Raw genomic sequence first — 13523 nt, 5'->3', positions numbered from 1 at the left:
TCAAATGGACAACTGGTCATGAATGACATCACCCCGCGTAAAATCAAAACCGGCGGCGACCCGCGCACGCTACCGGACTATGCCACCCTGCGTCATGAACTGAGTAAGCTGACACATCCGGCTCGCCCGGATGTGAACTGGCATTATGTCGAAAAACTCTGTCTCTCACTGTTTGAGCAGAACGGTGTGGAATTGCAAACAGCAGCCTGGTATACGCTTGCGCATACACAACTGACCGGCTTACCCGGGCTCAATAAAGGGCTGGCGATACTCGAGGCCCTGATAAGCCATCAGTGGGGGGCGCTGTGGCCGCAGCCAGTCCATGCGCGCATGGAAATCCTCAGCAGCCTGAGTCAGCGCCTGCAGCAACGGATGCGCTCGCTGCCGCTGAATTACAGCGACCTCAGCCACCTGTATCGGGCGGAGCAACTGCTTACCGGACTCGGAGAGGTACTGCAGCGTCTGGAACTTAAGCATCTGAGTCAGCTCGATACGTTGCGTACCCTGATGCACAACAGTGCTGTCCGGCTGGAAAACAGCGATGGGATAACCAGCAGCGGGTCGAACATTCAGCCAGGTATCGTGTTGGCTGCCACCGTGATGAATGATGCGACAGCATCCACCAGAGACTTTGCTGGTGATCCGGATGAAGATACGCCAGAGAGTGCAGTGAAGAGGGCTTACGTTGCGCAGTCGGAACAGCAGCCAAATGTGGAAGTGCTGGCAACTATGCCCACTCCGATAAAAAAATGGAAATCCTTCTCCGCCGGGATGTGTACCATGCTGGTAATAAGCATAGTTTCAGTGTGGAGCTGGCATTTTCTTCACCGGCCAGACCCTCTACAGAATCAGCTTGCTGCTTCACTGGCTCCGTTCCCTGCACCTCTCACGTCTGAACAGTTGGGGATGTTGCGTCAGCAGACTCCGTTACCGCAGGATCTTATCGCACAGACACAGCGGCAGCTTGCCCGACTGGATAAGTTGCCGCCTGGCTGGAATATGGACTTCAGTCGACAGCTTGTAAAACAGGCGCAGGTGCTTTCGCCAGAGCAGGCTAAACCTCTGGCACAAAACTGGCAGCAGCAACTCAAGGCGATTGCATTACCGACAGAACATCTTGCTGACTGGTATCAGGGAATGACAACGCTACAAAAACTCAGCGACAGACTTAACGGGCTTGATGAGCAGAAAGGTAAATACGTAACGGTCAGTGAGCTGAAGTCAGTCGTTTTTTCAGCCATGCAGTCTTTCAGCCAATCGATACCGGCTGAAGAGCAGCTAAGGGCATTGTCACAAAATCCCGCAGGCGAACCTCTGCCTGCTGCTGCCAAAGCTCAGCTGGAGATGCACCTGAAGCAACTGATTGCCCGTTATGCAGAAATAAAACAGAATGCATCTAAATAAAAAATATCTGAAGCATTCGATGCAGCCAATTACCCATACCCGGCCGGTCATGATTACAACGCATTCGCAGGTGTTCATTCATTTGTCTGAAGAGCATAGCCATAGCCGTTAAGCAATCAATGGTAAGTGAGCAGAGAAAAGGCAAAGGGGGGTAGCCGTCATTAATAGCATAATGTTGATTTTTAAGGGTTTTAAATGATGGGGGCGTTTTCAAAAGAGGAGAAGTCTGGTGTCCCCTGCAGAAATCGAACTGGTGGTTAAAATGCTGATTTGAAAGGTTTTTATTGGAGTTAAGGTTTTTATACCATCATAGATACCAACACTCAAAAATAACCTTAAAAACTGTTGTGAGACACTGAAAAAAGCGTCTTAATTATACTCAATTTTATCAGCCGTTGTTACTGTTTCACAGCTTGTTGATTGAAGAGCTGGTTCAAGGTGATGATGAGCTGACTTCTACATTGAGCTATAAAAACACAAATGTAAGGCCTCGGTATGGATACTGTTCAGATCTACAAAGAGCTACAAGCTTGGTTTGACTACGACAACTATGTTGATGTTGAGTCTTGCACTTTGAAAGGTTTGCATAAAGAGTTACTGGTAAGAAAAAACATCCTCGATTCAATTGAGTTTTTTGGGGAAGGAAATGATTATTTTAACCAAATCCTTGCGGGTAACCCATTAATAAGTAAAACAATTGACCTCGACACTCATCTGGCAGAAAGCCAAACGCACATACGACAAGTCACTTTTGGTCATATTGAGAGCCTCAAAAGATCTCTTGAAATGTTCTCGCAAGAATCGTTTGTCAAAGGGAGTGATCAACTTACGAAAGAGGTCAAAGAGCAGACACTAACTCAAAGTATGAGAACCGTTTTTATGAGAACCAATGAAAGCCGTGTGTATACACACTTTGACTTGAAAAACTCATCAGATGAAGAAATCATAGGCTCGCTTCGTGCACTACTTCCGGTATGGAGGAAAGAGTATGGAATCAAGAGCAGGAAGCAAGAGGCTTTCGGTCTGGGAAAGATTCTAAAGTTGGTTGACTACCGTATCCTTCCAATGATTGATCTGCTTATGTGGGCTAAGTTGAAAGATGTTTCTCTTTCAAACACTATCCTTTCCAGACTGCTTTATCCTAAGCTCACAGATGAGGTTCGAGGAGATGAGCAACTCAAAGACACTGATCGTCCAATAGCTGAGAGAGCTATGTCAGGAGAAACCAGTAAAAACATTGAGAGTTTTATTAACAAGAATCGCCATCTTAGCGATTTGTCACTATCACAATTGAGGAAACTTACCTAATCATAAAAAAATCCTTGTAGTAATAACATCATATATTAAAAGTAGTGGTAAGAATTAGATGCTCAAACTGAATAAATTTCCAAACTAAAAAAAGGGGCTGCAATGCTTTGTAATAAATGTGGTTCATCAATATCTGAGACTGTTAATTATTGTGGGCAGTGCGGAGAGGATTTAAGAGTTACAAAAGGCGGAGTGAATCAATCTATAGCAGGTGATAATGGATTTAGCGCCGGACAGCACAATGTTTTTACAGGCAATAACATTAATTTAGGTATGAGAGATGAAAAGCCAAAAGCATTCATTGACAGGGAAAGTGTAAAGCCAGTTAAGTTAATGGGGAAGCATATAAAAACAGCATGGCTAATGGTGGTCGGATTTGTTGGGTTCTTCGCCAATGTAGCAACAATTTTCACATCAATTGGAACTCCTAATAATTACAATATGATATTGTGGTTGCTATGTAGTTTCAGTGGTTTTCTATTTGTTTTGGGTTTTTTACTGAAGCGATTCCGTTTTATGCCTTTGATTTTTCAAAGAAATGCCGAATCCGATAGGTCTGGGTATGTCTATATTACAAAACTATCAGGTAATTGTGCTCTTTGTGATGGAGAATTGAAACTTAGGCATTTGGGACCTAAAAATAATAAAAAAATGTTTCTATGTTGTACAAGGAATCCTGAACATCGGTGCCCCTTTGATCCGACCATCCTAAATGATCCTATAAATTGAAAAATAAAAGCCTGTGATGAAATAAAAAATGATCTCAGGCTGTGAAAAAAATTAAATACAGTGGTTTACACCGCAAATGTTCGATGTCCAACATCACAAGGGTGGAAGAGAACTGGTTTTCAGAATCTAAATTTATCTGTTTCCATAAAATGCTCTCGATGTCAAGAGAGTGTGAAGGATTATTATTCTCCCCCACAATAGTTCTTTAACTATCACCCACAAGAAACAATGTCCACTACATCCCTTCAAAGCCTGTTCCCGTCTACTTAGTATCAACTCATCGACAAGACGAGGAGATACAATCATGAACACATCTATTAAACAAACCACACGACTCATCCGCTTACCAGAAGTCATGCATAAAACAGGTTACAAGAAAGCATGGATTTACCGATTGATTTCTGAAAATAAATTCCCTAAACCTATCAAACTGGGCGCAAGGTCAGTAGCTTTCATTGAGATTGAAGTCGATGAGTGGATTTCTGACACCATTAGCAATTCGAGAACAGCTTCATAGTTAGGCTCCAGACGAACAACATCGACAAAGTGAGGACAATGTGGAAATTAAAGAATTCCTGAAAATTGGAAACCTTTCAAGGCTTGTGAATCAAAAAACCTTCGATAATATTTTCGATGCTGAAGCTATCAGGTTATTACCTGTAAATACATTGAGTAAGAAATCCGTGGCCTGTTTAAGCTATTACCTCGAAGATAGCGAATACAATCCATTCCTAATTTTAGCTGAGTTAAAAGAAGAGGGTAGAAACTATGTCTATGAAACCATATTGTCAGTGATTAAATGTAATGAGCTACTCAGAAAGTTAACGAAGAAAATCACACAGAACGAAATTCATATTGCTGTAAAAGAGACCGAAAAGGGCGAAGACCATGTATTGCTCTGTAGCTTAAGTGTGCAAAAAGGGATGCTGGACTATTATGTGAAAACAATGCCGTGTCTTCTCCCAGATGAAGATTCATTTATGACAGATGACATAAATCTTCTCAAGCTAAGCACTGAAGATATAAATAAAATTTTGCTATGTGACATGTTGGAAAGAGGAGCATTGGTAATTCATATGGGAGATGAACTCCGCAGTAAAGCTAAAGTTATTCAAGATGAATACTGTAATGAGGTAGAAGATATTTACTATAGGAAAGCGGCAAGGTGAATATTTATTTTAAATCTCATAATTTAAAAATTGTAAAGTTTTAATGTCAAAAATAGTGAAATTTAACAGAATACTTTCCAAATTATTTTTTTGGCGCCGCTGTATTACTTATGCAATAAGGCTTTATTAGTTTTTCTTCTTGAATCGGGTATGACTACTCAACACTAGCCGTACTGGTTTCTTTCACGTGAAAGAAATTTTTTTAAGTATCTAAATGGATTATAAATAAATACAAAAATAACAAAATAAAATTGCAAAATTTAAATCGATAAAATAATGATAAGCCGTAGTGATAACTAAATGTAAAGTTTTTGGAGGGTTATTATAATGTCGTTTAAAATAAAAAAATTTGTCATGAGTAATGGAGAACGAGGCTGCTTGATTCTCAACAAAGAAACACTACTACCAGTTTACTATCAGAACCTTTATCTCACAACTAATGTCAGGAACAGAAGTGCGACTGCATCAACGATGGAGATAGTCGCAACGAATCTACTTATCCTTAGCAATTTTATGAAAATTAGAAAAATAAACATCATTGATAGGATTGAAAGCAAGCGGTTCCTAAATGTAGCCGAAGTAGATGACCTGATACGGTATGCAAAGCAAAGATTCGATCAACAAAAAATTACGAATGTAAGATTACTCAAAGGAAAGCAGATTGCTACTAGAACTTTTAGTTACAGGATACACGTTTTTTCAAATTACCTAAAATGGTTGTGCGGATTGATTCATTCTATGAAGGGAATCCATGCCAGATACGAAGTCGAAAGTTTTATTGAAAGCATAAGGGCGCACTTTCCGCGAAATCGCTCACTCAGCATCAATCACAGAACAGATAAATCGATAAGTGAAGAACAAATAAAAACTCTGTTTAGGCTGTTGGAAGTCGAAGGGAGCCAAAACCCCTTTCAGAAGGAGGTTCAAGTGAGGAACAGGCTCATTTTTACCTTACTACTGAATTGTGGGTTGAGGGCAGGTGAATTACTAAATCTTAGGGTAAATGATCTAAATCCTAGAAATAACACACTGAGTATTGTTAGAAGACATGACTGCATTGAAGACCGAAGGCTGAATCAGCCATTAGTCAAAACTGGCGAAAGGATAATCCCATTATCAGACGAGTTAGTGATAGAGATCTTCGATTACATAAATAATTTTAGGGATAAATACACTAAAAAGAAAAAACATGACGTTCTATTTGTAACTCACAGTGCAGGTAAAACAGTAGGGGAACCTTTATCTGTTTCAGCATATGAAAAAATAATTTCTACTATTAAAAAATCAAGCCCAGAATTAAAGAACTTATCAGGACATAGATTGAGACACTCTTGGAACTATTTTTATTCAAATGAAATTGATAATTCAAATTTAGATGTCAGCCGAAAATCAGGATTGAGATGCTATCTAATGGGTTGGTCCAAAGATTCAAAGATGTCAGAGAATTATAACTTCAAACACATATCAATTAAAGAAAAGGAAGTTATTGGAAGAGTTTATGAATCTTTGAAAAAGATAACTGAGGGTCAATATAATGGAAACATGTAAACTAAGAAAAGAGAGTCTGGTTTTTGCAAAGATGCAGGGGTATAGCTTCAAGCTTTCTGATATCAGATGGCAATTAGATAAAGAGACTTGTATTTTTCCATATAAAATTGCCGACAAAATGCCAGAGTCGATGCGTATTGGTTACCTTACTACCTTGGCTTACTTTTCGGCTGAATACAGTGCAGGTTACACAAAAAACATAAACCAGATATTTAGTCAATGGCTAGGGATGATAGACATTAAGACGATAGATGCTAAAGCGGTTTATCAATTTAATGTTAATTTAGGTCCTGAGAAAAACTACAAACTAAACTCTTTAAAGAAGTTTCTAACGAAGTGGAAAAAGCTCGGTTATGTAGGAGTTGAAACCTCAGCTTTAACAATGCTGGAAAAAATAAAGGTTAAGACTAATTTGACAGGTGAAGCGGTCAAACGAAGAGATCCAAATAGTGGACCTCTAACTGGAGAAGAACTGGAAATCGTTCTTGAGAGTATCAGCAATTTGTTAAAAGAAGACAAAATTCCTATGTATCTTTATTGCTATGTCATTCTTTTAGCAACCACGGGAAGGAGGCCATTACAGTTAACTTCCTTAAAAGCAAAAGATCTCATCAGAACGGGAGAAGGTTGCTTTCTAAACATACCGAAAGTAAAACAGAGGAAGGACTTTAGAAGTGAGTTTAGCTTGGTAGGTATTGATGACTGCCTTTATGAAAAACTAACAACCTTGATTGATATGAATCAAAAATATATCGAAGATAGTATTAATCGGAGTATTGGTAATATAAAAAAAGAATTACCTATATTCATGGACTCCAAAAAATCGGTATCAATTCAGTCTGGTCAAAGTTTAGATACCATTATTGCAACTGATTTTTTACATATGAAGAATTCATTTATTTCAAACAAACTAAATAACTTTACTACTAAATTTAATATTAAATCATCAAGGAATGACGAGGCTATACGGCTTAATGCAAGACGATTCAGGTATACGCTTGGATCTCGTTTAGCAAAGGAAGGAGCCTCAGTTGAAGTGATCGCTAAAGCATTGGACCATAAATCTATTAACTCATCAGGGATATACGTAAAAAATAGCCCAGACAATGTTTACGATATTGATATGAAACTTCATTCATTTTTTGAACCGCTATCAAAGATCTTTCTGGGTGGCGATAGCATTCAGAACAAGAAGTTGTTTAGAGAATATGTTTTAAATTCTTTTGGGTTCACTGATTTTAAACACGAACACATAGAGTGTTTTACCTGCAAAAACTTTACAGCTTGGAGTTCTGAATGACCAATGTGATTTTATTCGAGCCAATCAATGCTAATAATCCAAATTTAAATGTTAATGATTTTATTGAATTTTGTAAGAGTAATATTTTTAACTCCAAGTTAGCCAGTTCATGGGAAAGCAATGTATGGAAAGGATGTTATAGATTCAATAAGTTTGATATCAACAATAATCGAAATAGTAAAGATAGATTAGATGATAGTTTTATTGATTTTGCTAAAGCTTATATGTTTCATATTCACTCGTTTAACAAGTCAAAGTTAAACCAGAATGCCTTGGCAATGTTGAAGATCGTTGAGTTTGTGTTATTGAAATCATACGGTGAAGCTAATGTGGTCAAGTGTAATAATAACATTTTTGATGAGTGTGTAAGAGTAGCAACGGCTAAATATACGAAATTAACAGCAATTGGCATTGGTAAGGAACTTGAGAAACTATGTTTATTTTTGAGTGAAAACAGAATGACAAGCTCATCATACTTTTTTTGGGTAAATCCGTTAAGGCATAAAGTAACTCAAAGTTGGCAAGGTTATGAACCTTCTTTGGAAGGGCACTCAAAATTACCAGATATAAAGTCTGTCATAGCCATTGCGGAGATTTTCTCAAAAGATGAAAGCCAACTGTCTGTGAGGGACATCTTCACAACGTCTGTTCTTGCACTGCTAATGTGTGCACCAGGACGAATCTCGGAAATTTTAAGCCTTCCTGCGGATTGTGCGATTACAGAGCATGATGAGAACGGCATTGAACGATATGGTTTAAGGTTTTTTTCAGCGAAGGGGTATGCTGGAGACATCAAATGGATTCCTTCAGTAATGGTCCCTGTAGCTAAAAAGGCCATAGCCCGATTGAAAAAGTTGTCCACCCATCCAAGGTTTGTTGCAAAAACGATGGAAGGGAAGGTTCCTGAGTCATACAGATATGGACTCTTTAGTAAAAAACCTCAAAATTTCCCCTGGTATGATGAAGAGAAAAAAATCAAATATTCAAATGCTTTGTGTCTGTTATTTGAGGGACAATTATGTAAGAAAACGAGCAATCATTTGGCACCTTTGTTCAGACCCACTGCTCAGTTTTTTAGATCGGATATTGATGCCTTTGCAAGTATCAAAGGCACTACAAACTTGTTTAAAAGACACGGTTATATTAACGAAGATGGTAGCCCGTATTCGCTTAGGACCCATCAATTAAGACATCTACTTAATACGTTTTCTCAAATCAATGGTATGGACGAGTTTAGCATCGCCAGATGGTCTGGAAGGAAGTTGGTCTCACAAAATGTTTCCTATGATCACCGATCACACTTACAAATGATCAACCTCATTAAAGATAAAACTTCAATCGGGGCCGGTAATAGTCATAGGAAAAAAGAAATAGCTGTTATGGACATAACTGATTTCGATTCATTGAAGAATGGAGCTGTGCTTGTCACTAAGCATGGTTACTGCAAGCACTCATATGCTTTTGACCCATGTGGTTATTATCCAATGCAAGACTCTGGAAAGGATGATGAACGACTAATGGTAATGCATAATAAAATTATTGAAAAAACTCATGATGATAAAAATGATGGGAATATCAATGCTGAAAAATGGTATGCGTTTCAAACTAAAATAATAAAAGGAGAATAAATGGCTAAACATATTACTGGATATGATGAAAAATTGATAATGAAAGTTATTAATACCTGGAATGACGATAAGAAGCTTACCTGGGAAGCTTTATGCGACGAGTTGATAAAGATCATTGGGAAGAGACCTTCGAGGCAATCTTTAAGTAGTCATGTTAAAATCGCGGATTGTTATAATTCAAAAAAGAAGCTTTTCAAGTCTGGTGTGAAAGAAATATGTGAGGTTAAACCTGCTAATTTAAAAATTGCTTGTCAGAGAATAAAAAGGCTCGAAACTGAAAACGAAGCTTTGATAGCATTAAATAACAGATATTTAGAGCAATTTAAGATATGGCTATATAATTCTCATTTAAAACAAATTACAGCCGAAGAGCTTAATCGTCCTTTACCTAAAAAAGATATTAAAATATAAATTGATAGGTTTTAACTATTGACATGATTAAATATTATGATATTTCTTTAAGTGTCAGGATGACATTCACAACAGCAAGGATGCTACTATGAATAAATTAAACAGATATTTGCCAGATCAGAAGTTTTTGATACTCCTTAATCGCTTCATTCTTAGATACGATGAATCAGACTGCAATAAAGAAAAAATCGTAAAAGATGCCTACTTGTTTTGTGTAGGATACTTTTTGAAGTATCAGCAAGACTATCAGAATCCCTATCTCAAGGGGCCAAGCAACATTATTGCAGTTTTGAGTTCGGCTTTACTCAGTCCAAATTTCTATACAATACCGTCAACTGTCAGTCTTGAACGAGTGCTGTATTTCTACAAGTTTATTATCGAATACATTATCTGGAATGAGTATGAAGTTGAAAGAATATTTACTACTCAAAAACAGAGCTTTACGCCTTCACCAGAGCTTAAATCAGATGGTTTTAAGGTTAAGAAAAAAGCATAAGGATTTTATATTCATTGTCAAAATGATATATAATGTGTTTGCCACACGATCTTTAAACTTAAACTGGATGATTTGTGTTCTGCAAATAGATTGTGTGGCATCTTACTTTTCATCGACATATCTTAATTGCAATTAATGCATCGAAAATATTTATTGTAATTTTTTAGATTAATAATTTAGATTTAGGGTTTTATTTTAACTCTTTCTGCAAAATAGGGGGTGAGGTATGGGATTACCAACTGAATTCAAAACTGAACGATTAGAATATTTGAAAAGAAAAGCTGAAATTTGTTTTCCAGATAATTTTGAAAGCTTGGCAGACGATGATTTTATAGTTTTAGGTAAATACATACAAACATATAGTTATATTGAGTTGAATATAAATAGACTGTTCAATACTCTTAAAAATGCTGGAGTGATAAAGGTAAGTTCCAATGATAGAGTCAGCATCCCATTTATTATTAAGAAACTTATTTTTTCAGTCCATGATTATGTTCATTCTCCTTCAGACATAAAAGATGTTATTGAGAAGCTTGATGAAATAAAATTTCGAAGAGATTATCGAAATATCTTTGCTCATTGGGCGGCAAAAAAAATTCCTGATGAAAACGGTATTATATTTCTTACTGGTGACTCTAATGACTATAAGAAAATTTTTGGCGAAAAAATGCCGCATGGTTCTATTTCTTATGTTGTTTTTGATACCAATGATATTAATTCACTATGCTCACATATGGCAAGTTATGAAGCATGGATTGCACACTTTTGTTCTGCTGTTTTTGATCAATACAATTCATGACACATTTAAATAATGTGAAGGTAAATTAAAATGATAAGGCTAAACTATATTTTCATGTGTATTAAAAATGGAAAGCTAAAATCCCGCACTGGATTTTAGCTTTTTGTATTTAAGCTTAGAGAGCTAAATGATCGAGATGAGGTGAGTGAAGATTAATAAAAATTTCTTGCCAGTTTGTTGGTAAGTCTTCAAATGCCTCTGACCAATTATCTTCTATGTGTTTATGCGCTTTGTATGGCTTTTCGCTGCTTGGAGCATCATAGCCCAGTATATCTTCAATGCATTCTTCAACCATGATTCTGCGTTCTGCACCAGTCACTGATAGTATTAAAGGGTTCATTGCTTCAGCCCTTTCAGTTCCTCCATCCCTGTCATGCATGATAATGTAATTTACATCCAAAGCATTTAAATATTTTGCCAAGGAAATTAGAACAGCTTTCCCTCTCGCTCTTAATAGTTCGCAGTTTCCTATTACTATCGCTTTATCTCTTGGCGATAATCTTTTTATTGTTTCTCGAACAATTATTTCCTCTGTATCGCCCTCAACAAATATGCATTTATTTGTGAAAAACAACCTTGATATATAATCATCTAATTTTAAAAGCATCTTTAAATTTTGCTTTTCATCGGCCTTTAATTCTTTAAAAGCTTTTTCAATATTAAACGTTTTGGTGGCTGAGAATCCATTTTCGCTAATTGAAAATTTTGTAAGGCTTATTTTTTTATCAGATCCTAAGTTAATCATATATGGTGAGTGGGTGGTGGCTACAATTTGATGATTATTACCGGAAAAATCGTAAAGAGCATCTCTGAGTTGATTAGATGCGGCAGGGTGTAAAAATAGTTCTGGTTCTTCAAAACATAGAATAGTTCTTCTTGGAAATTCGGATGCTCTGTTCAGGAAGTCCTGAATGAATCTTAACAACTGAAATACTGTTGTCCTTATCATCCCATGTCCCTGATAGTTTACAGCTGTTTTAACATTGCTTTCCATCTCTATACTAAAAAGTGGTTTAATACTTTTATCTGCATCATCAAGATTCGGAGATACATGTATAAAGGTATTAGGGAAAATGTTGTGCGACATCGAATTAAGATTGTCCATCAACTGGCCAAATTGAGTATTCTCATCTTGAGGATTCATTTCTCTTGCAAGAGCGGAGAGGTATGTTTGCGCCAGAGCATAATTTTGTGAATTCTTTCTGACATCACTGAATAGGTCTACTAACAAACTCAGTAAAGCACCATTTTGACTTGTTAGTTCAGCTATGCATGATTCAGCAGGAATAATAATAACTTTGGGGAGTTTAGATAATACATTCCCAGGTATTCCGCCTGGGTTTTTTACCCATGTTACAGCGCTATCTGTATTTACATCCCAGACTTCAGGTAAGTCATTAAAGTTTTCTTTGTTGTTCTTATGTGTGAATAGTAACTCTAAATTGTCGATGCCGAAGTGTTTAGTTAATCTATCAATATCAAAGTCTTCGCCGATAAGATCCATTGGCTTAGAAGCATGAGCATATTTTTCTGCTCTGGTTTTAGTATATTCCTTTAAATAAACCTCAGGCTTTGCTGCATCGAGCTTCCATACTTTCCTATAAACTATCATGTTATCTGACTCACCTTCAGCAGGAGCGCTATTCTTGATAACACGACCTTTGAATCCTACCCACTCTTTAGCAATATCAGGTAGGTTATGATATTCTCCAATGATCTCTATTTCGTTGGCCTTTATGAAGTCATCTCGTTCTTCATTATAATGTTTTGCATAGTCTTCAGATGAAACATTTGTGTTCTTATGGAGATAATCTAATGCCTTAAAAACACTCGATTTACCCGCGTTATTCGAACCAATTAAGAAAGTCGTATCCCTAAAATTTACAGTGCAGTTTTTAAGCTTCCTGAAATTTTTAATTGTCAGTTTATCTAATCTCATGTTTTTCTCGCATATTGAATGTATAAGCAAATTTTCTTAAGTTCGTCATTTTATCTTTAAGACTTATGTCCTTTATCGATTTACTTCATGACAATATGCTTTTTTCAATAAATGTTTTTCGAGCAACATTCCCAACAATGTTTGTAGATATACCATCAAAAGTTCCACCTATGATCCCACCTACAACAGGTATCATCTTGCCCAAATTTATAGCTCCTTTTTCACCAAACTTGGTCAGTAGCCTAAAACCGACTTGCTTGTTAATGGCAAAAATGGTTTCTTTTGAAATACTTTTGATCAACTGAGTGGACATTTTGGAACCGATGATGATGCCCGTGCTTTTGAGTATGTCTTTCGCGGCATTCCCTGCAAGGCAACTATAAACAATGGTTTTTACGCGATCATCTCTTACATCATATCCGCCCATGAGAGCGATAGCCGTGATCATGCGGATTTGAACGTAAATGACTGTAGCTATGCTTGCGGGGATTGCTACAGGGAGGGTTATGATTCCCCCAAGGCCAGAGACGAATCCTGTTGTTGCGGATTTGGTATTTTGCCAGCGAATGAGAGAGTTTACTTTTTCAATTAAAGTGTCATCGCCTTTTAGGTAGCTTTCCGCCATTTCATAGGCCGAGTCAGTTCCCGGTATGCTTCCATCCAGAGCCTTATCGTAGGCCCAGTTCAGAGCCTGCATGATTTTACCTTCGTTTAACGCTTCAGCCATTCTAAGTCCCTATTGAAATTTTATGAAAACATAGAACTTATCGGAATGGTTAAGTTTATCTTTAC

General features: G+C 37.1%; 13 protein-coding genes. 11 read left to right on the top strand and 2 right to left on the bottom strand.

Annotated features, from left to right (window positions below):
* The first annotated feature begins 18 nt into the window (after positions 1–18).
* The 11 genes from NIM72_RS06720 to NIM72_RS06670 all read left to right on the top strand — a co-directional run bounded on the left by NIM72_RS06720 (position 19) and on the right by NIM72_RS06670 (position 10792).
* Positions 19–1404, top strand: a complete 1386-nt coding sequence (locus NIM72_RS06720; RefSeq protein ID WP_253419553.1) for a VasL domain-containing protein — start codon at positions 19–21, stop codon at positions 1402–1404.
* A gap of 495 nt (positions 1405–1899) precedes the next feature.
* Complete coding sequence (locus tag NIM72_RS06715; RefSeq protein ID WP_253419550.1) at positions 1900–2712, top strand: DUF6387 family protein; 813 nt, start codon at positions 1900–1902, stop codon at positions 2710–2712.
* Positions 2713–2814: 102 nt separating this feature from the next.
* Entirely contained in the window at positions 2815–3441 is a 627-nt protein-coding gene (locus NIM72_RS06710) for a zinc-ribbon domain-containing protein (protein ID WP_253419547.1), read from the top strand.
* Between the two features lie 304 nt (positions 3442–3745).
* Positions 3746–3958 carry an AlpA family transcriptional regulator gene (locus NIM72_RS06705; RefSeq protein WP_116197327.1) on the top strand — a complete coding sequence of 71 codons (213 nt, stop codon included), beginning with the start codon at positions 3746–3748 and terminating at the stop codon, positions 3956–3958.
* A gap of 40 nt (positions 3959–3998) precedes the next feature.
* Complete coding sequence (locus NIM72_RS06700; RefSeq protein ID WP_253419544.1) at positions 3999–4610, top strand: hypothetical protein; 612 nt, start codon at positions 3999–4001, stop codon at positions 4608–4610.
* A 327-nt stretch (positions 4611–4937) separates the two neighbouring features.
* Positions 4938–6158, top strand: coding sequence for a tyrosine-type recombinase/integrase (locus NIM72_RS06695; RefSeq protein ID WP_253419541.1), 1221 nt, complete (start codon positions 4938–4940; stop codon positions 6156–6158).
* Complete coding sequence (locus NIM72_RS06690; RefSeq protein ID WP_253419539.1) at positions 6145–7458, top strand: site-specific integrase; 1314 nt, start codon at positions 6145–6147, stop codon at positions 7456–7458. The genes NIM72_RS06695 and NIM72_RS06690 overlap by 14 nt, the downstream gene beginning before the upstream one ends.
* Positions 7455–9086, top strand: coding sequence for a DNA-binding protein (locus NIM72_RS06685; protein ID WP_253419536.1), 1632 nt, complete (start codon positions 7455–7457; stop codon positions 9084–9086). The genes NIM72_RS06690 and NIM72_RS06685 overlap by 4 nt, the downstream gene beginning before the upstream one ends.
* Entirely contained in the window at positions 9087–9497 is a 411-nt protein-coding gene (locus NIM72_RS06680) for a hypothetical protein (protein ID WP_253419533.1), read from the top strand.
* 88 nt (positions 9498–9585) lie between these two features.
* Positions 9586–9993 carry a hypothetical protein gene (locus NIM72_RS06675; RefSeq protein WP_187515059.1) on the top strand — a complete coding sequence of 136 codons (408 nt, stop codon included), beginning with the start codon at positions 9586–9588 and terminating at the stop codon, positions 9991–9993.
* 226 nt (positions 9994–10219) lie between these two features.
* On the top strand, positions 10220–10792 hold the full coding sequence (locus NIM72_RS06670; RefSeq protein WP_253419531.1) for a hypothetical protein: 573 nt from the start codon (positions 10220–10222) through the stop codon (positions 10790–10792).
* Positions 10793–10907: 115 nt separating this feature from the next.
* Here NIM72_RS06670 and NIM72_RS06665 read toward each other — a convergent pair whose 3' ends face one another.
* Positions 10908–12731, bottom strand: coding sequence for an ATP-dependent endonuclease (locus tag NIM72_RS06665; protein WP_253419528.1), 1824 nt, complete (start codon positions 12729–12731; stop codon positions 10908–10910).
* An 85-nt stretch (positions 12732–12816) separates the two neighbouring features.
* Positions 12817–13458: an EcsC family protein gene (locus NIM72_RS06660; RefSeq protein ID WP_187515062.1), complete on the bottom strand. Its 642-nt coding sequence runs from the start codon at positions 13456–13458 to the stop codon at positions 12817–12819.
* Positions 13459–13523: the final 65 nt, after the last annotated feature.

The sequence above is a fragment of the Pantoea sp. B550 genome, from assembly GCF_024158165.1.
In the GTDB taxonomy this organism is placed as follows: domain Bacteria; phylum Pseudomonadota; class Gammaproteobacteria; order Enterobacterales; family Enterobacteriaceae; genus Pantoea; species Pantoea alfalfae.
This window is presented reverse-complemented; position numbering and strand designations above follow the sequence as displayed.

Excerpts from the sequence above, each read along its gene's own strand:
- NIM72_RS06710 (WP_253419547.1), top strand. The coding sequence starts at position 2,815 with ATGCTTTGTAATAAATGTGGTTCATCAATATCTGAGACTGTTAATTAT.
- NIM72_RS06665 (WP_253419528.1), bottom strand. The coding sequence starts at position 12,731 with ATGAGATTAGATAAACTGACAATTAAAAATTTCAGGAAGCTTAAAAAC.
- NIM72_RS06715 (WP_253419550.1), top strand. The coding sequence starts at position 1,900 with ATGGATACTGTTCAGATCTACAAAGAGCTACAAGCTTGGTTTGACTAC.
- NIM72_RS06670 (WP_253419531.1), top strand. The coding sequence starts at position 10,220 with ATGGGATTACCAACTGAATTCAAAACTGAACGATTAGAATATTTGAAA.
- NIM72_RS06685 (WP_253419536.1), top strand. The coding sequence starts at position 7,455 with ATGACCAATGTGATTTTATTCGAGCCAATCAATGCTAATAATCCAAAT.
- NIM72_RS06675 (WP_187515059.1), top strand. The coding sequence starts at position 9,586 with ATGAATAAATTAAACAGATATTTGCCAGATCAGAAGTTTTTGATACTC.
- NIM72_RS06690 (WP_253419539.1), top strand. The coding sequence starts at position 6,145 with ATGGAAACATGTAAACTAAGAAAAGAGAGTCTGGTTTTTGCAAAGATG.
- NIM72_RS06680 (WP_253419533.1), top strand. The coding sequence starts at position 9,087 with ATGGCTAAACATATTACTGGATATGATGAAAAATTGATAATGAAAGTT.
- NIM72_RS06705 (WP_116197327.1), top strand. The coding sequence starts at position 3,746 with ATGAACACATCTATTAAACAAACCACACGACTCATCCGCTTACCAGAA.
- NIM72_RS06660 (WP_187515062.1), bottom strand. The coding sequence starts at position 13,458 with ATGGCTGAAGCGTTAAACGAAGGTAAAATCATGCAGGCTCTGAACTGG.
- NIM72_RS06695 (WP_253419541.1), top strand. The coding sequence starts at position 4,938 with ATGTCGTTTAAAATAAAAAAATTTGTCATGAGTAATGGAGAACGAGGC.
- NIM72_RS06720 (WP_253419553.1), top strand. The coding sequence starts at position 19 with ATGAATGACATCACCCCGCGTAAAATCAAAACCGGCGGCGACCCGCGC.